The 18622-nt window shown below is 40.7% G+C and carries 20 protein-coding genes, 1 tRNA gene and 2 pseudogenes; 6 read left to right on the top strand and 17 right to left on the bottom strand.

Translation table 11 applies throughout. From position 1 onward, the window contains the following. Positions 1-129: 129 nt before the first annotated feature. The 6 genes from N5909_RS03085 to N5909_RS03060 all read right to left on the bottom strand — a co-directional run bounded on the left by N5909_RS03085 (position 130) and on the right by N5909_RS03060 (position 2229). Positions 130-201: transfer RNA gene (locus N5909_RS03085), tRNA-Arg, on the bottom strand. Positions 202-243: 42 nt separating this feature from the next. Beyond that, complete coding sequence (rplS, locus tag N5909_RS03080) at positions 244-591, bottom strand: 50S ribosomal protein L19 (RefSeq protein ID WP_001068669.1); 348 nt, start codon at positions 589-591, stop codon at positions 244-246. A 118-nt stretch (positions 592-709) separates the two neighbouring features. Beyond that, positions 710-1039: a fluoride efflux transporter CrcB gene (crcB, locus tag N5909_RS03075; protein WP_020902343.1), complete on the bottom strand. Its 330-nt coding sequence runs from the start codon at positions 1037-1039 to the stop codon at positions 710-712. Continuing rightward, the gene (crcB, locus tag N5909_RS03070) at positions 1033-1407 is read right to left on the bottom strand and encodes a fluoride efflux transporter CrcB (RefSeq protein ID WP_033681979.1); all 375 of its coding nucleotides are present in this window, start codon (positions 1405-1407) and stop codon (positions 1033-1035) included. Before crcB (N5909_RS03070) ends, crcB (N5909_RS03075) begins: the two co-directional genes overlap by 7 nt. Next, positions 1404-1670: a chorismate mutase gene (locus tag N5909_RS03065; RefSeq protein WP_020902342.1), complete on the bottom strand. Its 267-nt coding sequence runs from the start codon at positions 1668-1670 to the stop codon at positions 1404-1406. The genes crcB (N5909_RS03070) and N5909_RS03065 overlap by 4 nt, the downstream gene beginning before the upstream one ends. A gap of 115 nt (positions 1671-1785) precedes the next feature. Next, positions 1786-2229, bottom strand: coding sequence for a flavodoxin (locus tag N5909_RS03060; RefSeq protein WP_001162125.1), 444 nt, complete (start codon positions 2227-2229; stop codon positions 1786-1788). Positions 2230-2332: 103 nt separating this feature from the next. Here N5909_RS03060 and N5909_RS03055 point away from each other — a divergent pair, with 103 nt between their 5' ends. Both N5909_RS03055 and N5909_RS03050 read left to right on the top strand, forming a co-directional pair. Further along, positions 2333-3268, top strand: coding sequence for a DHH family phosphoesterase (locus N5909_RS03055; protein WP_020902341.1), 936 nt, complete (start codon positions 2333-2335; stop codon positions 3266-3268). Between the two features lie 95 nt (positions 3269-3363). Continuing rightward, positions 3364-3606 (top strand): type B 50S ribosomal protein L31, encoded by a 243-nt coding sequence (locus tag N5909_RS03050; RefSeq protein WP_000710764.1) that lies wholly within the window; start codon positions 3364-3366, stop codon positions 3604-3606. Positions 3607-3697: 91 nt separating this feature from the next. Here the strand turns inward: N5909_RS03050 and N5909_RS03045 are convergent. Together N5909_RS03045 and N5909_RS09795 are read right to left on the bottom strand one after the other, a co-directional pair. Further along, positions 3698-3919 (bottom strand): annotated as a pseudogene (locus N5909_RS03045) (tyrosine-type recombinase/integrase); the annotation flags it as partial. A gap of 4 nt (positions 3920-3923) precedes the next feature. After that, positions 3924-4171, bottom strand: a pseudogene (locus N5909_RS09795) (transposase); the annotation flags it as partial. A gap of 188 nt (positions 4172-4359) precedes the next feature. Between N5909_RS09795 and N5909_RS03040 the strand changes: the two are divergent. Both N5909_RS03040 and N5909_RS03035 read left to right on the top strand, forming a co-directional pair. Further along, entirely contained in the window at positions 4360-4644 is a 285-nt protein-coding gene (locus tag N5909_RS03040; protein ID WP_020902339.1) for a type II toxin-antitoxin system RelB/DinJ family antitoxin, read from the top strand. Then, positions 4634-4987, top strand: coding sequence for a type II toxin-antitoxin system RelE/ParE family toxin (locus tag N5909_RS03035; RefSeq protein WP_020902338.1), 354 nt, complete (start codon positions 4634-4636; stop codon positions 4985-4987). Before N5909_RS03040 ends, N5909_RS03035 begins: the two co-directional genes overlap by 11 nt. A 749-nt stretch (positions 4988-5736) precedes the next feature. Here the strand turns inward: N5909_RS03035 and N5909_RS03030 are convergent. The 7 genes from N5909_RS03030 to N5909_RS03000 form a co-directional block, all read right to left on the bottom strand. Continuing rightward, positions 5737-7071, bottom strand: coding sequence for an Nramp family divalent metal transporter (locus N5909_RS03030; RefSeq protein WP_020902337.1), 1335 nt, complete (start codon positions 7069-7071; stop codon positions 5737-5739). Positions 7072-7288: 217 nt separating this feature from the next. Then, positions 7289-10465 carry a carbamoyl-phosphate synthase large subunit gene (gene carB / locus N5909_RS03025; RefSeq protein WP_020902336.1) on the bottom strand — a complete coding sequence of 1059 codons (3177 nt, stop codon included), beginning with the start codon at positions 10463-10465 and terminating at the stop codon, positions 7289-7291. A gap of 200 nt (positions 10466-10665) precedes the next feature. After that, complete coding sequence (locus N5909_RS03020; RefSeq protein ID WP_000166853.1) at positions 10666-11745, bottom strand: carbamoyl phosphate synthase small subunit; 1080 nt, start codon at positions 11743-11745, stop codon at positions 10666-10668. A gap of 49 nt (positions 11746-11794) precedes the next feature. Further along, the gene (locus N5909_RS03015; RefSeq protein ID WP_271630786.1) at positions 11795-12718 is read right to left on the bottom strand and encodes an aspartate carbamoyltransferase catalytic subunit; all 924 of its coding nucleotides are present in this window, start codon (positions 12716-12718) and stop codon (positions 11795-11797) included. 18 nt (positions 12719-12736) lie between these two features. Then, on the bottom strand, positions 12737-13258 hold the full coding sequence (gene pyrR / locus N5909_RS03010) for a bifunctional pyr operon transcriptional regulator/uracil phosphoribosyltransferase PyrR (RefSeq protein ID WP_033681983.1): 522 nt from the start codon (positions 13256-13258) through the stop codon (positions 12737-12739). Positions 13259-13468: 210 nt separating this feature from the next. After that, positions 13469-14098, bottom strand: a complete 630-nt coding sequence (gene nth, locus N5909_RS03005; protein WP_033681985.1) for an endonuclease III — start codon at positions 14096-14098, stop codon at positions 13469-13471. Further along, positions 14098-14640 carry a YceD family protein gene (locus tag N5909_RS03000; protein ID WP_033681986.1) on the bottom strand — a complete coding sequence of 181 codons (543 nt, stop codon included), beginning with the start codon at positions 14638-14640 and terminating at the stop codon, positions 14098-14100. The genes nth and N5909_RS03000 overlap by 1 nt, the downstream gene beginning before the upstream one ends. Before the next feature lie 168 nt (positions 14641-14808). Here N5909_RS03000 and N5909_RS02995 point away from each other — a divergent pair, with 168 nt between their 5' ends. Further along, positions 14809-15138 carry a hypothetical protein gene (locus N5909_RS02995; protein WP_033681988.1) on the top strand — a complete coding sequence of 110 codons (330 nt, stop codon included), beginning with the start codon at positions 14809-14811 and terminating at the stop codon, positions 15136-15138. Between the two features lie 387 nt (positions 15139-15525). Next, positions 15526-17085: an ATP-binding cassette domain-containing protein gene (locus N5909_RS02990; protein WP_033682057.1), complete on the top strand. Its 1560-nt coding sequence runs from the start codon at positions 15526-15528 to the stop codon at positions 17083-17085. Positions 17086-17130: 45 nt separating this feature from the next. Here N5909_RS02990 and htpX read toward each other — a convergent pair whose 3' ends face one another. Then, entirely contained in the window at positions 17131-18030 is a 900-nt protein-coding gene (gene htpX, locus N5909_RS02985; RefSeq protein WP_033681990.1) for a zinc metalloprotease HtpX, read from the bottom strand. A gap of 1 nt (position 18031) precedes the next feature. Then, complete coding sequence (locus tag N5909_RS02980) at positions 18032-18592, bottom strand: LemA family protein (RefSeq protein WP_000219833.1); 561 nt, start codon at positions 18590-18592, stop codon at positions 18032-18034. Positions 18593-18622 lie beyond the last annotated feature (30 nt).

Raw genomic sequence — 18622 nt, 5'->3', positions numbered from 1 at the left:
TACTATTATATAATTATATAAAAATTCCCCCATCTCCTTCATTCATGAAAAAACAAAAAAGCGTAATCTAACGCTTTAGGAGTTCTATTTTAACTTGAATGATTTCTACATAAAAATCAATAATTTATATGCCCCCTGCAGGAATCGAACCTGCAACTACTCCTTAGGAGGGAGTTGTTATATCCATTGAACTAAGGGAGCTAGAGAAAAACTCTGCTGAAGAAGCAGAGTTTTTTAGTCGAATTAACGACGGATTTCTTTGATACGAGCTGCTTTACCTTGAAGAGCACGCAAGTAGTACAATTTCGCACGACGTACTTTACCGTAACGAACAACTTCGATTTTTTCAACACGTGGAGTGTGGATTGGGAAGATACGCTCAACACCTACACCGTTAGAGATTTTACGAACTGTGTAGTTTTCTGAGATGCCAGCACCTTTACGTGCGATAACAACACCTTCAAAAATCTGGATACGTTCACGGTTACCTTCGACAACTTTCGCGTGTACACGAACAGTGTCACCAGGACGGAATGATGGGATATCTGTACGAAGTTGACCTTCAGTCAAGCTTTGGATTAATGGATTCATTTTATTCTCCTATCTTTGTCAATCTTGAGGATCCTTCCTCAGCGGATAAACTGTATTTTTGTGCGTCCATTACACACAAGATACAGTTTACCAAATTTCCACAAAAAAGTAAAGAAATTTATAGCAGAATTCCTAAAAAAATCGCAACCAAACCACCTAGGTAGGTCAAAGTCAGGTAAGTATAAAAGACCTTCTTATTGCTTAGCAGTCTTTGCAGTTCATCATTCAAGGTCGAAAAAGTCGTTAAACCGCCACAAAAACCCGTCGCTAAAATAGCATAAACTTCCTTAGGTTCCACATGATTGTAGAATAATCCAATCAAAAAACAACCTAAAAGATTGGCTATGAGCGTTCCGACTGGCAATTTAGAAGCTTGATTATAGCGGGAAAAGAAATACCGTACGAGTGCTCCGAAGCCACAAGCGATTGCAAGATAGACGATTACCATTTCTTCCTCCCTAGAAAATAAGCCAAGAATAGGCCTCCACCAATGCTCAAAATCAAATACATGATCAAACTAAGATAACGCCCTGTATCCAGTAGTTTTACAACATCAAGCATGAGACTGGAAAAAGTTGTCAGACCCCCACAAAAACCAGTCCCCAGTGCTAAAACCAAGCCCTTACTAGTCCCCTTATAGACCAGATAACCCTTGACAAGGTACACCAAGCAGAAAATGCCTAGATAGTTAACAAGAAGGATGCCCCAAGGAAAATCTGGACTGACTGGCAACCAAGTGGAAACAAGGTAGCGCACAAGTCCGCCCAACATGGCAGCTAGAAAAATTCCTAGCGGATAAAATTGTTCTTTTTTCATTTGATGTTTTGATCCTGATAATCACGCGAACGTTTGAGTATGTCCGAAAATGTTGCGACAATAGTCTCCTGATAGCGCTTGTCCTCTACACGACTCCTAACCTTTTCAAAGATAATTGCTTCTCTCTTGGTATCTAAAATTGGTTTACCTGAAGCCTTCTTATAAGCGACAACCCCTTCAACTAAGTGCATTCGTTCTTCTAAGAGCTTGACGATTTGGTCGTCGATTTGATCAATTTCTTGACGAATAATATCTAAATCCATACAGTCTCCTCCTTTATTTGAATTATTGTATCAAAAAGCCACCAAATAGGCTAGTAAAATCCCAACTCTCGATAAGAAAAATGCACTGATTGATTGCATCAGCGCACATTTATGCTTATCCTACTTTTGCAGCCAATTCTTCTGCAAATTGTTCCAAGCGTTCAATGTCTTCTTCCTCAGCAGAAAGATCAACTTTAACACACTCTGAACCTTTTTCTGCCCCTGTCGCTACAAAAACGCGGTCAAAGTCATCAACAGCCTTACAGAATTCATCATAGAAGGTATCTCCTGAGCCGACCACTCCGTAGATTTTACCATTCAAGTTGAGATCTGCTAGGTCTTCGTAGAAGTCCATCATCTCATCTGGCAATTCTCCATCACCATAAGTATAGGTCGCAACGATAGCGATGTCTGCTTCCAAGAAGTCTGAAGCGTCAACAGTTGTACATTCATCAACATCGACATCCAAGCCCAAGTCACGTAATTTGTCTGCTACAATATCTGCAATTTCTTCGGTATTACCTGTCATACTGGCAAATACAATTTTTGCTAATGCCATATCGTCCTCCTCAATTTATCTTTCTCCATTATATCACATCTTTTTCATTTTAAAAATAAAAATTCTTGTGCTACAATGAAATGAGAAAGAATTGAGGTTATTTATGGAAATTTGCCATCAAATTTTAGAAAAAATTAAAGAATACAACACGATTATCATTCACCGTCATATGAAACCAGACCCTGATGCCTTGGGAAGTCAAGTGGGCTTGAAAGCCTTGCTGGAATATCATTTCCCTGAAAAAAACATCAAAGCCGTTGGTTTTGATGAACCAACTCTAACTTGGATGGCTGAGATGGATCTTGTTGAAGATAGTGCCTACCAAGGGGCGCTTGTTATCGTCTGTGATACAGCGAATACTGCTCGTATCGATGATAAGCGCTATAGTCAAGGTGATTTTCTCATTAAGATTGACCACCATCCAAATGATGATATATATGGCGATCTATCTTGGGTGGACACTAGTTCAAGTAGCGCTAGCGAGATGATTGCCCTATTTGCTGAAACAACCCAACTGGCCTTATCAGATCGAGCTGCTGAGTTGCTTTTTGCAGGAATTGTTGGTGATACAGGTCGCTTCCTATATCCTTCTACAACTGCACGGACCCTCCGTCTGGCTGCCTATCTGAGAGAACATAACTTTGACTTTGCGTCTCTCACTCGCAAAATGGACACTATGAGCTACAAAATTGCTAAACTTCAAGGCTACATCTACGACCATCTGGAAGTGGATGAAAATGGTGCGGCGCGCGTTATCCTGAGTCAAGAAATCTTGAAACAATACAATGTCACCGATGCTGAAACTGCAGCCATTGTCGGTGCACCTGGACGTATTGACAGCGTCAGTCTCTGGGGAATTTTTGTAGAACAGGCTGATGGCCACTACCGTGTTCGCTTACGCAGTAAAATCCATCCTATCAATGAAATTGCCAAGGAGCATGATGGTGGAGGCCACCCCCTAGCAAGTGGTGCTAATTCCTATAGCCTAGAGGAAAACGAAATCATCTACCAAAAGTTAAAAAACTTGCTTAAAAACTGATAAAATACTTGCCAAACTTTTCTGAATCTGATAGACTAGTATGGTAACAATCTATGGCTCGCAAAGAGACCATGGCAGAAAGGAAATATTGCAAAATGAAAAAAGATATCCATCCAGAATATCGCCCAGTTGTCTTCATGGACACAACTACTGGTTACCAATTCCTTAGCGGTTCAACAAAACGCTCTAACGAAACAGTTGAGTTCGAAGGCGAAACTTACCCATTGATCCGTGTGGAAATTTCATCAGACTCACACCCATTCTACACTGGACGTCAAAAGTTCACTCAAGCAGATGGACGCGTGGATCGTTTCAACAAAAAATACGGTCTCAAATAATCAACCGCATTTATTGCTTAAAAACGTTGATACAAAGCCTTTTCCAAGAAGTTGGAATTGGCTTTTTTGTTTTTGGTACCGTCTTGGAAAACTAACCTTTTGCACTATCCAGGTAATCTACAAATTTTGTGATAGCTTTCTTCTCTCCTGCTACTGTAGAATGGCTATAAGTATCCAAGGTCATCTGACTACTTGCATGCCCTAACCTTTTGGCTGCATTGACAGGGTCAACCCCTACTTCAATCATCAAGGTAGCATGAGTATGTCTGAAACCATGAGGTGTTATCTTCTTCAAGCCATGTTTCCTGATAATGGCTATTGATAGTGCGGTAGCTGACAACCAACTCTCCTGTTAGGTACTGCATAGCGAGATTTTCAAGCATCATTTTTTCAATTTTTCGTCCAGAGAAAATCTCTTGTGAATAGGCAATTAGAAGGCGTAGAAGTGACAATCTTCAAAGGTATTCACTACTTTTTCAATAGTAAAAACGAGATGGTCTTGTGGCAAGAAAGAACTGATTTCTAGTGATAAAGTTGTTTGATTTGTGTTATAATGAATATGCATGGGATAGTCTTTCTAAATGGTTTATTGGGCAATTCTATTTTACCAAGACTATCGCAACCATGTAAAAAAGCAACGACAAATCCGTTGCTTTTTTGAAGATAAGAGACTATTGTCCCAGCCTCTTTTTCTTGATTAAAATCTATATCTAGTATATAATCAATCTATAACGTATAGATTGGAGATATATCATGGCTATAACATTATCAAAACAATACAATTTTAAACTGAATGAAGCTACTATGGAACAAGCTCGAAATATTATCAAGGAAAAGGGAATGACAATGACAGATGCTATTTCTTTATTTGTGGAGCAAATAGTCCTGGAGCAAGATTTGCCTATTAAGACGGCCGAAGATCTACATAGAGAACAGTTGATTGAGGAATTACAAGCCCAATCTGAACGTGCCTTGAGAGAATACGAGGCAGGAGAAGGTACTTCCCTAAACAATATGAGGGTACGCTATGGCTTATAACGTGATTGCTTCAAAAGAGGTCGAGGAAGCTATCGACAATATACACGACTATATAGCTACGGTACTTCTATCACCTCAATCTGCCAAAAATACTGTGGCTAAAATTTTAGACAGCTTAAAAAGTTTAGAAATTTTTCCTGAAGCAGGTTTTGACGCTGATGAGAAAATCGGAATAAAAATTAACAGCAAGTATCCAACACGAGGAAAAATTATTGACCAATATGTTTTGCTTTACTTCATCGATCAAAAACGAAACAATGTTTTTTTATCTCACTTATTCCACACTAAAAGTGACTATGTCACTTTGCTACAAAAAGACAATAAAAAAAGCTCAACTGATTGAGACAACTTTCATTATTTTATAAGCTCCGAAACCTTAATTTTTGGTACCTTTTTGGTACCGTCTTGGTTTAACAATACGGTATATATAATATTTTACAGCTTTATCCCCTTTAGAAACGTTGATTTAATAAGGATTTAAACACTATAGAGTATATCTTTGTAAAATTGGAATAAATCAATCAAGGAGAAGTCAAATATCACAAACACCTAAGTTAATAAAAATTATTGTTGACATTCTCTCTTATTTATCCTAAACTATGGATAAGGATAGGATGATGTCGGGTGACTGGTAACAGTTTGCTCAAAGGTACTTGTTTCAAGTACAGGTGAGGTACTGCCTTCAGCTTTAGGCTGTAAAGAACCCGTGCCACCACTGGTCCTATTCGTTTTACTCTTGGATTATATTCAAGAGTTTTTTCTTGTCAAAAAAATCTCAAACACCTGAGACAACTTTCTTTATTTTATAAGCTCCGAAACCTTAATTTTTGGTACCTTTTTGGTACCGTCTTGGTACCGTCTTGGTTTAACAATACGCTATATATATAATATTTTACAGCTACTTTCCCTTTAGAAACGTTGATTTAATAAGGATTTAAACATTACAAAGTATACCTTTGTAAAATACGGTCTCAAATAATGATAAAAAAGAACAGTTTCGACTGTTCTTTTTTACTTCTTTTCATGAGTCAACCACTACTATTATCTCTTTATCAATTCTCAAGCTGATGCCCAGAACTGATTTAAACGAATTTAAAAAATATCGAAAAGCAGCTTGATATTGAGAATGGTCAAGATGATTGAAACTAGGTAGCCAAGGATTGTATTCCACTTAGCATTGGTAAATTCTCCCATCACTGACTTCTTAGAGGTCAGATAGATTAAGGGGAAGATTGAAAACGGAAGAGCGATGGAAAGAAAGACCTGTGAATAGACCAACAACTGATCCAAGGTTTTTTCTTGATGTCCAAATAAGACAGCGACTATGATCACAGGAATCAAAGCAAAAATACGTGTACCGATACGGATGATCCACTGAGGCAATTTCATATGCAAGAAACCTTCCATGACAATCTGTCCTGTCAAGGTACCTGTGATAGTAGAATTTTGACCACTTGCTAAGAGGGCTAGAGCAAATAAGGTTGACAGAGTTGAGCTAGCTATTGCTCCTGCTATTGTCGAATCCTGTAAAGCATTGTACATTTGAGAGAATGCTGAAATTTCAGACGCATGACCAAAAAAGAGCGATGCTCCTAAAATGAGAAGCAAGGAATTGACAACAAAGGCTAGGGATAACTGAAGATTTGAGTCCCAGGTCATAAAACGTACAGCTTTTCGAACATCCTTTTTATCCTTATGGTTGATTTTCCTTGTTTGAGATAGGGATGAATGAAGATAAAGATTATGAGGCATGACTGTCGCTCCTACGATCCCTAAAGCCAAAGTCAGTTGACTCTCATGCCCTGGCAGGGGACTTTCAAACAAAGCCGAAGTTGGTAAATAACCACCAAAGATCCCCTGCATACTTGGATTAGATAAAGCCACCAGATAAGAAAATATTCCTAATATGGTTAAGATAAGGGTTGTAACAATAGCTTCAATCTTCTTGAAGCCAAATTTCATCAACAAAAGCAAAAGAAATACATCTAAAACTGTTAGGAGGATAGCAACCATAATCGGTATTTTAAGCAAAAGATTCAAGGCAATCGCTGAACCTAAAACCTCAGCCAAGTCTGTCGCCATTAAAGCTAATTCTACAATCACCCACAGACTATAACGGAGCCACTTAGGAGCATGATGAGCTGTTGCCTGCGCTAAATCCATCCTAGTCACAATACCGAGCTTTCCAGCCATCTGTTGTAATTGCATGGCGATGATGGATGAAATTAAAATAACAAATAAGAGACTATATTTGTAGGAAGCACCGCCAACCACACTGGTAATCCAATTCCCAGGATCCATATAACCAACTGCTACAAGGGCTCCAGGCCCTAAAAATACTTTTAGATTTTGCCAAAAATGATTGTTATTGGGAGTTTCAATAGATTGATTGATCTCAGAAAGGGAGACCTTTTTATAAGAAGACATAGGAATATTCACTTTCTAATCAAGTCTTTACCTAGTTTATTAATGAAGTTTTTGAAAATACAATGAAAATAGTTTGTCCATTTCCATTTTATTCTTATTATATCACATTTTGGAACGATTCTTAAAGAAAGCATGATAGTTGAAATAAGCAACACCAGTATTGCAAAAGCCAGCGTTTTCTGACGCTGGCTTTTTAACTGTGAAAATTCTTTCTCAACTAGATTGCTTCTGTAACAAAACTACGGCTTTCCAATACTTTAAGCATGGCATTAGCTGTATCTAGGGCTGTAAAGAGGGGCACTCCGTGTTCAATGGCTGAACGACGGATTTGCTCACCATCTTCATCAGCAGTTCGTTTGGTTCCAACTGTATTAATGATAGCTTGAATTCTTCCTTTACGAACAAAGCTTGGAATATCCTTATCGTCATCACCAATCTTACCAACAGGTTGGGCTTGCAATCCATGACTGGCAAAGAAGGCTGCTGTCCCTTCTGTCGCGAGGATTCCATAGCCAATATTTTGGAAACGACGAGCCAAGTCCAAAGCTTCTTCTTTGGCATCATCAGCGATGGTAAATACAACGTTACCAAAGGTTGGCAAGTGTAGGTAAGAAGCTTCAAAAGCTTTATAGAGAGCTTTTTCCAAAGTCGTATCAGAACCCATAACTTCACCTGTTGACTTCATTTCAGGACCGAGTAAGCTGTCTACCTTAGCTAGTTTCGTAAAGGAGAAGACAGGTGCCTTGATATGAACGCGAGTGCTTTCAGGGTAAAGTCCATCTTGGTAGCCAATTTCTTCAAGGTTATCACCAAGAATGAGCTTAGTCGCCACCTGAGCCATAGGGATATTGGTTACCTTAGAAAGGAATGGCACCGTACGGCTGGCACGAGGATTGACCTCGATGACATAGACTTTTTCATCTTTGATGACAAACTGGATGTTCATCATTCCAAGGCAGTTAAGACCGATTGCTAGGCGTTTCGTGTAGTCTGCGATGGTTTCTTGCACCTTTTGCGACAAGGTTTGTGGTGGGTAAACGGCCATTGAGTCACCTGAGTGGACACCGGCACGTTCGATATGCTCCATGATACCAGGGATGAGAACATTTTCCCCGTCTGAGATGGCATCAACTTCACACTCCTGACCAACAATGTAAGAATCGACAAGAACTGGGTGGTCTGGACTAGCCTTAACAGCAGTTCGCATGTAAGAACGAAGGTCTTCTTCGTTTTCAACGATTTCCATAGCACGTCCACCAAGTACATAAGATGGACGGACAAGAACTGGGAAGCCAATCTTACGAGCTGCAAGAACTGCTTCTTCTTCATTGGTAGCCGTTTGTCCTGGTGGCTGTGGAATATCCAAATCTTTAAGAGCTTGCTCAAAGAGGTCACGGTCTTCAGCTCGGTCTAGGTCAGCAACCTGTGTACCAAGGATGGTCACACCTGCTTTTGCCAATGGCTCCGCAAGATTGATGGCTGTTTGACCACCGAACTGAACAATAACCCCTTTTGGTTGCTCCAAGTCAATGACATTCATAACATCTTCGAATGTCAATGGCTCAAAGTAAAGCTTATCTGATACAGAGAAGTCTGTAGAAACGGTCTCTGGGTTTGAGTTCATGATGATGGCTTCGTAGCCAGCAGCCTGGATAGCCTTAACCGAGTGAACAGTTGCGTAGTCAAACTCAACCCCTTGACCGATACGGATTGGACCAGAACCCAGAACTAGAACGGATTCCTTATCAGACTTGATAGACTCATTTTCCCAACCATAGGTTGAATAGAAGTATGGTGTTTCAGAGTCAAACTCTGCCGCACAGGTATCAACCATCTTGTAGACTGGGACAATCTTGTTTTCCAAACGAAGTTGACGAACTTGGTCAGCTGTTGTTTCCCAGAGTTCAGCAATCTTACGGTCTGAAAATCCATTAAGTTTGGCAGTTTTCAAAACGTCTAGATCTTGTGGATGAGCGCCCAATTCTTGCTCAATTTCAAAGATGTGCAAGAGTTTATCAAGATAGAAGATATCAATCTTAGTCAATTCAGCAATTTCTTCTGGTGTGTAGCCACGGCGAATGGCTTCTGACACATAGAAGAGACGGTCATCTTGGGCTTTGACAACCTTTTCAATCAAGGCATCATCAGAAACTGCTGCAAGTTCAGGCATTTCATTGTGGTGCACCCCAATTTCAAGGGAGCGGCAAGCCTTAAGAAGAGATTCCTCGATGTTACGACCAATCGCCATGACTTCTCCAGTCGCCTTCATTTGAGTACCGAGACGGCGCTCACCCTTTTCAAACTTGTCAAATGGGAAACGTGGAATCTTGGCAACTACGTAGTCAAGGGCAGGCTCAAACATGGCATAGGTTGAACCTGTAACTGGGTTGATAACCTCGTCCAAGGTCAAGCCAACTGCAATCTTGGCAGCCAATTTTGCAATCGGATATCCTGTCGCTTTAGAGGCAAGGGCTGAAGAACGCGATACACGAGGGTTTACTTCGATAACATAGTACTTAAAACTGTGTGGGTCAAGGGCCAGCTGAACATTACATCCACCTTCAATCTTAAGGGCACGAATAATGCTCAAGCTTGCGTCACGAAGCATTTGGTTTTCATAGTCTGACATGGTTTGGGCAGGGGCAAAGACAATGGAATCCCCTGTGTGAATCCCAACCGGGTCAAAGTTTTCCATGTTACAAACAACCAAAGCATTGTCAGCTGAGTCACGCATCACTTCGTATTCGATTTCCTTGAAACCTGCAATAGAACGCTCAATCAAACATTGGGTAACAGGTGACAATTTTAATCCATTTTCAGCGATTTCACGCAATTCTTCCTCATTGGCACACATACCACCACCAGTACCTCCTAGGGTAAAGGCTGGACGGACGATGACTGGGTAACCAATTGTTGCTGCAAAGGCAACAGCTTCTTCGACTGTGTTGACAATTTCAGATTCTGGAATTGGTTGGTTGAGCTCTTCCATTAATTGTTTAAAGAGGTCACGGTCCTCCGCTTGGTCAATGGCAGATAATTTGGTACCCAGAAGTTCAACCCCAAGCTCATCGAGGATACCATTTTTAGACAATTCCATGGCCATATTGAGACCAGTTTGTCCACCAAGGGTTGGCAGCAAGGCGTCGGGACGCTCCTTACGGAGAATACGTGTCACAAACTCAAGTGTAATCGGCTCAATATAAACCTTATCAGCAATTTCCTTGTCCGTCATAATAGTTGCAGGGTTTGAGTTCACCAAGACAACTTCATAACCTTCCTCTTTCAAAGACAAGCAAGCCTGGGTCCCAGCGTAGTCAAACTCAGCAGCCTGACCAATAATAATCGGACCAGAACCAATCACCATAATTTTTTGAATATCAGTACGTTTAGGCATAGTTTATGATACAAAGCCCGTAAAGAAGACAGTGAAAATAGGAAACTCGATGCAGACGCCTTCAGCGTCAAGACGATGTTTATCTTTTTCACACAGTTCTTAGGGCGTGTTCACTTCCGCGAACAATGTATCTTCTCCTTTCTATTCGGCAACTCTCGGGTTGCCATTAAATAAATTCTCCGACGAGCTTTTACTCGTTCTTAGTTTGATTGTTTAAAAGCTTCCATCATCTCGATAAATTCGTCAAATAGGTAGCTAGCGTCGTGTGGACCAGGGGCTGCATCTGGATGGTATTGAACAGAGAAAGCAGGTTGATATCTGTGACGCACACCTTCAACTGACTTGTCATTGATTTCTTCGTGGGTGATAATCAAGTGTTCTGGCAAATCCTCACGGCTAACTGCATAACCATGGTTTTGACTTGTAAAATCCACACGTCCGGTAGCAATTTCGCGTACCGCATGGTTGAATCCACGGTGACCAAATTTCATCTTGTAGGTCTTAGCCCCGTTTGCCATAGCAAAGAGTTGGTGTCCCATACAAATACCAAAGATTGGAATTTTTCCTTGCACACCACGAATCATGTCCAGTGCTTGTGGAACATCTTCTGGGTTACCTGGACCGTTTGACAACATAACTCCGTCAGGATTGAGATGAAGAATTTCTTCAGCCGTTGTCGAATACGGAACAACCGTCACGTTACAGTTTCGTTTAGAAAGTTCACGTAAGATTGAGTGCTTGAGACCAAAGTCCACTAGCACCACGCTCAAACCTACTCCTGGAGCTGGATAGGATGTTTTAGTAGAAACCTGCTTAATATTATCTGTCGGCAATACTGTTGCTTGGAGCTGGTCAGTCACATGATCCATACTATCTCCAACATGAGTCAAGGTTGCTCGCATAGTACCATGCTTACGAATAATCTTGGTAAGTGCACGCGTATCAATCCCTGAAATACCAGGAATTTTCTTGGCTTTCAAAAATTCATCCAAGGTCATTTGGTTGCGCCAGTTGCTTGCTCTACGCGCTTCTTCGAAAACAACAACTCCCTTACAAGTTGGAATAATAGATTCGTAATCATCACGGTTGATTCCATAATTTCCTACCAAAGGATAAGTAAAGGTCAAGATTTGTCCATTATAAGACTGGTCTGTAATGGATTCTTGGTAGCCGGTCATACCTGTATTAAAGACGATTTCGCCTGTTACATCAATATCTGCTCCGAAGGCCTTACCTTCAAAAACTGTGCCATCTTCTAGTACTAGAAGTCTTTTTGTCATATTTTCACCTCTCGTGGACGCTCACTGGCGTCTTTTAACGTCTTGTGTTTTAGTTGGCGTTTCTACTCGCCAGTACGGATTCTAAGATTGCCATTCGAACAAAGACACCATTGGTCATTTGTTGTACAATCCGTGATTTTGGTGCTTCAACCAAGTGATCTGCAATTTCTACATCACGATTGACTGGAGCTGGGTGCATGAGGATTGCTGTTTCTTTCAAACGGTCATAACGTTCTTGAGTCAGGCCATGTTGGGCATGGTAGTCTTCTTTTGAAAAGACAGCTCCACTATCATGACGTTCATGTTGCACACGGAGAAACATCATGACATCCACCTGATCAATGATTTCATCAATGGTTACAAACTGTCCATAGTCTGCAAACTCTTGACTTCTCCATTCCTCAGGTCCAGCAAAATAAAGTTCAGCTCCTAAGCGTTTCAAAATCTGCATATTGGATTTGGCAACGCGTGAGTGGTCTAAGTCACCTGCAATAGCAACCTTGAGACCCTCAAAGTGACCAAATTCCTCATAAATAGTCATCAAATCAAGCAAGCTCTGGCTAGGGTGTTGGCCCGAACCATCTCCACCATTGATGATGGAAGTCGTAATCGTTGAACTTGCAATTAACTCTCTGTAGTAGTCAACCTCTGGGTGGCGAATCACACAGACATCCACTCCTAAAGCAGACAGAGTCAAAATGGTATCATAAAGTGTCTCACCCTTATTGACTGAACTAGTCTTCACATCAAAGTCAAGTCGCTCCAATCCCAGTTTAATCTCTGCTACTTCAAAAGACTTATGTGTTCGTGTAGAATCCTCAAAGAAGAGATTGGAAACAATCGGATGGTCATCATAGGGAAGCTGAGCTCCGTTTTTAAACTCAATTCCTCGCTTGATCAATTTCATTACCTGATCGACAGTGAGGTCTTCCATGGATACCACATGGTTCAATGCTTGTTGATTTTCTGACATGGCTACTCCTTTAGCTTTCTAAGCTTCTTCAGTAATCAGAACTCTGTCTTGGCCATCAAGTTCTGCCATCTCTACGATGATTTCTTCAGAACGACTGGTTGGAATATTCTTCCCAACGTAATCTGGACGGATTGGCAATTCTCTATGTCCACGATCGACTAGAACTGCTAAACTCACGCGCGCAGGACGACCATGACCTACAATATTATCAATAGCAGCACGGATAGTACGACCTGTATAAAGCACATCATCCACCAAGATAACTTCACGGCCTGTCACATCAACAGAAATCAAAGAAGTATCTTCTCCGCTTTTAACATCATCACGGAAAGGTTTGGTGTCCAATTCCACAACAGGAACTGAAAGATTTTCTAGTTGCTCCAAACGTTCTTGGATACGGTGGGCGATAAAGACACCACGAGTTTTAATACCAGCCAAGACGATTTTATTCAAATCTTTGTTGCGCTCGATAATCTCATAAGTAATACGCGTAATCGCTCGTTTGACGGTCAATTCGTCTACAACTTCTTTTGTCTTCATGACAAACCTCCAAAAAGAAAAGTCTCCTTAAACAAGGAGACTTGAAATGTATAGCCAAGCGAGCCCTACTGCAAACAGTATAGACTTCACCCTTCTACTTTATCGCGCTCCTTGCCTGCCTCACGGGACAGGTTTAAAGGAATATTTAATTATCAATTACTATAGCACAAAGCGGGCCTAAAATCAAGCAAAAACTTTTGATGATCCATCTTATAAATTGCTAAAATCATATAACTGTGGGTACTGGTCACACTCTGGATTTTTAGGATGACAAATGGCTCTTCCAAAATAAATCATGGCCTGATGGGCTGCTAACCACTGCTCCGGTGGCAAGATATCCATGACCCGCTTTTCCACCTCAAGTGGTGTCGCTGACTTTTTGACGATATCGTGGTGTTTACATATACGCTCTACATGAGTATCCACTGCAAAAGCTGGAATTCCAAACCCCACACTCATGACAACATTAGCTGTCTTGCGACCAACACCTGCCAAACTCTCCAATTCCTCACGTGTTTGAGGGACTTGGCCATCGAAATCGTCTAGTAACTGTTGGGCACATTTTTTAAGGAATTTAGCCTTGTTCCGATACAGTCCCAAACGAGAAATGTGTGAAGCAATCTCACCCTCTGTCGCCACAGACATGGCTTGTGGCGTTGGAAAGGCAGCAAAGAGACCTGGTGTAGCCTTATTTACCGCTGCATCCGTTGTCTGGGCTGATAACATGACCGCAACCAAGAGTTCAAAATGATTGGTAAAATCAAGACTGGGCTTGGCATCTGGAAAAAGAGCAATGATTTCTTCTAGCACTTTTCGTGCTCGTTTTTTTGACAAGACCATTATTCGTCTCCATCAAATAGTCCTTGTAAGCCAGCAAAAGGACTGTTTTCTTCTTTCTTAACTGCCTGTTGGGCTTGGTATTCTTCCTCAGTCATGATTTGCCAGTCATTTCCTGAAACAAATCCTTGACCAGCTTCTTCTTCAGCCGTCAAGACCTTGATAGGAATGTTGAGAAGGATGTTATCTGACACGCTCTCAGCAAGGTCAAGTTCTCCATTTTCGATAGGCAAGACCAAATCATCATCTAGAACTTCTTGGTCTAGCTGGTTAGTTGCGCCTTCCATGAAAACTTCCGTTACTGGATAAGATTCAATTAACTCAACTGGCTCCATACTGCGACTTGAGGCAAGAACAATGGTATAAGATAGTTGATAATCTAAGAAATACATACGGTCTTCGTACTGTACTTTCCCAACAGCAAGGATATCTTTTACATCTAAAATTTCTTGATTACGTGCACGCAGGTCTGCGGCTAGGTCTAACGTTTGTTCAAAATGCAAGCCCTCAGACTGCTTACGAATTTCTTGAATATTTAATTTCATACTTCCTCCATCAAGATGTACTCTCTTGATTATACCATGAAAAGTCTACAAATCAGCATACCAAACTTTGTAATTAAAATTCAATTTTTTAACATATTTACTATGACATTTTTGTTTTTTAGTGCTATACTATAGGCAATAATACATCAGAGCAAGGAGGATGCTCACATGGAAGACAAAGAACTCATTACTAATGCAACCCAACTCCTATCCGAGTTAAATAAAAGTTTCCAAAGCTGCAAACAGGGTAGGGCAGATGATATTCGACTGCAAGAGCTGCTAAATACTACTCTGCAAGAGCTCAAAAAAGCGGAAAAGTTGGACAACAGTATCTTAATTGACCTTGAGAAATTTTACCAACGTACCAGTCTTCTGATAGGTCTCGGTAGCCTAAAACTAAACGATCAAGCACGTACCGCTTGGCGCAACTATGACAAGTTCCATTACGAGCATGTCAAACACGTGCTAACTCTCTATGGACCTGTTTTCGGATTTTAGAGATTAGAATTGTCAGTTTTCTGTTGACAAAATTTCCTAAAAGGTATAGGATAAAGGTACTAATACTCGGAGGTAAGGGAGACATGAACAACTAAGTCTATCAAATAAAGAACCTTTATTTAGTAGATCTTGTTTTTGTCTCTTTTTGTGTGCTCTTTTATGCTCTTTTTCTGGCATTTTATACTCAATGAAAATCAAAAAGCAAACTAGGAAGCTAGCCACAGGTTGCTCAAAACACTGTTTTGAGGTTGTAGATAAGACTGACGAAGTCAGTCACATATATACGGTAAGGCGACGCTGACGTGGTTTGAAGGGATTTTCGAAGAGAATTAATAGAGTTTTTTGACATAAACTTTGGCTCTACTAGGTAAAGTAGAGCTTTTTGTTATGCACTATGAACATTCTAGAAAGGACAATTATATGATAAAAATCAATCACCTGACCATCACACAAAACAAAGATTTACGAGACCTTGTCTCTGACTTAAACATGACCATACAAAACGGAGAAAAGGTAGCTATTATTGGCGAAGAAGGAAATGGCAAATCAACCTTGCTTAAAACTTTAATGGGGAAAGCTTTACCTGATTTCACTATCAAGGGAGACATCCAGTCTGACCATCAATCACTAGCATACATTCCTCAAAAACTCCCCGAGGAGCTGAAAAAGAAAACTCTACACGACTACTTCTTTTTAGATTCTATTGATTTAGACTACAGTATCCTCTATCGTTTGGCTGAAGAATTGCATTTTGATAGCAATCGTTTCGCTAGCGACCAAGAGATTGGCAGTCTATCAGGTGGCGAAGCTTTGAAAATTCAGCTCATCCATGAGTTAGCCAAACCCTTTGAGATTCTATTTTTAGATGAACCTTCAAATGACTTGGACCTTGAGACGGTTGATTGGCTAAAAGGTCAGATTCGCAAGATTCGGCAAACCGTTATTTTCATTTCCCATGATGAAGACTTTCTTTCTGAAACGGCTGATACTATTGTCCACTTGCGACTGGTCAAGCACCGGAAAGAAGCGGAAACGCTAGTAGAGCACTTAGACTATGATAGCTATAGCGACCAGAGAAAGGCTAATTTTACCAAACAAAGCAAGCAAGCTGCTAACGACCAAAGAGCCTACGATAAAATCATGGAAAAACATCGGCGAGTCAAGCAAAATGTAGAAACTGCGCTTCGAGCTACTAAAGATAGTACTGCCGGTCGCCTATTGGCTAAAAAGATGAAAAATGTTCTCTCTCAAGAAAAACGCTACGAAAGGGCAGCTCAGTCCATAACCCAAAAACCACTTGAAGAAGAACAAATCCAACTTTTCTTTTCAGAAATACAAACATTACCGGCTTCTAAAGTCTTAATACAACTGGAAAAAGAAAAATTGTCCATTGGCGACCGAGTTTTGGCTCAGGAACTACAACTAACTGTCCGTGGGAAAGAAAAAATCGGTATCATCGGCCCAAATGGTGTTGGAAAATCAACTCTGTTAGCAAAGTTACAGCAACTTCTTAATGATAAAAGAGAGATTTCCCTTGGTTTTATGCCACAAGATTACCATAAAAAACTGCAATTAGATTTATCCCCAATCGCCTACCTCAGCAAAACTGGGGAAAAAGAGGAACTGCAGAAAATCCAATCTCACTTAGCAAGTCTCAATTTCAGTTATCCAGAAATGCAACATCAAATTCGCTCCTTATCTGGCGGGCAACAGGGAAAACTCCTGCTTTTGGATTTAGTCTTGCGCAAACCAAACTTTCTCCTACTGGATGAACCTACACGAAATTTTTCTCCCACTTCTCAACCCCAAATCAGAAAACTCTTTGCCACCTATCCTGGTGGTCTCATCACTGTTTCGCATGACCGTCGTTTCTTAAAAGAAATCTGTTCGACCATCTATCACTTGACAGAACACGGTTTGGAGCTAGTTAATTTAGAAGATTTATAAATTTGCAACATAGCAAAAATCCAGAGACGACCTCTGGATTCTTTTTTACATATGTTTTAAACGTTCAATCCGTTCTGAGATAGGTGGGTGGGTATAAAAGAGTTTTTGGAACCCTCCCCCTTTCTTGGGATCATTGATATAAAGTGCACTGCTGGCATCATCAACAGGACGACTCATCGGTTTACTGTTGTCTAACTTGCGTAGAGCATTAATCATCCCTTGAGGATTGCGAGTCAACTCAACACTAGAAGCATCCGCTAGGAATTCCCTCTGACGAGAAATAGCTAGTTGTACCAAGGTGGCAGCAAGAGGTGCCAGTACAATAGCTAGTAGAGAAACTACGAGCATAATGATTTCTAAGCCATTTCCATCTCGGTCATCATCACTTCGTCTGCGACCTGCTCCACCCCACCACATCATACGACCTGCCATGCTAGAAAGCATGGTGATAGCACTAGCAAGAGCAACAGCAATAGTCGAAATACGGATATCGTAATTACGAATATGACTGACTTCATGTCCCATAACAGCTTCTAGTTCTTCACGATTCATGATAGCTAGGAGACCTGACGTCGCAGCAACCGCTGCGTTTTGAGGGTTAGAACCTGTCGCAAAGGCATTTAAGGCTGGATCATCAATGATGAAAACACGAGGCATAGGAATCTGAGCCACCATAGCCATATCTTCCACTACATGATAGAGGTCTGGTGCCGTTTGCTCATCAACCTCACGCGCTCCATTCATGGACATGACGATCTCTGTCGATTGAAAAATCATGGACAAGGCATAGATAAAGCCGATAATCAGTGCGATAACCAAACCACCAAACCCAGATCGCATAAAGAGGTAGCCAACCGCATAGCCAACAAGAGCTAAGAGTAGGAAAAATACCAGCAATAAAATCCAGGTTCTTCGTTTATTGCTTGCAATTTGATCAAACAACATCTTAGTCACCTAAACCGCTAAAATCAACCTTAGGAACTGCCTTTTCCTCTTCTGGAGTTTGAAGGAAATCTGCTGCTTTAAATCCAAACATTCCAGCGATGATATTGCTTGGGAAAGTTTCTAATTTTACATTGTAGTTGCTGACAACACTGTTGTAGAGTTGACGAGAGTAAGAAATTTTATTTTCTGTGTTTGTCAACTCCTCTTGCAATTTAACAAAGTTTGCACTAGCTTTCAAATCTGGATAGCTTTCTGCAACTGCAAAAATTCCTGAAACCTGACGAGTGAGGGCATCACTAGCTTTCATAGCTTCTGCTGGTGAAGTCGCTGCCGCCACTTGGTTACGTAGTTCTGCCACCTTTTCAAGGGTAGAACCTTCATATTTGGCATAACCTTTTACAGTCTCAATCAAGTTTGGCAAGAGGTCATTTCGACGTTTCAATTGAACATCAATCTGACTCCAAGCCTCCTTTGTTTGCATACGATTCTTAACCAAACCGTTATAGCTAACAATCACAAAAATCACAATAAGAGCTAAAACTCCAAGAATAATCCAAGTCATTATATAAGTCCTTTCTGCTTTTAGATTAGT

This window comes from Streptococcus gwangjuensis (assembly GCF_028156745.1).
GTDB classification, from domain to species: domain Bacteria; phylum Bacillota; class Bacilli; order Lactobacillales; family Streptococcaceae; genus Streptococcus; species Streptococcus gwangjuense_A.
The sequence above is the reverse complement of the archived record's forward strand: the minus strand, read 5'-3'. Positions and strand labels throughout refer to the sequence as shown.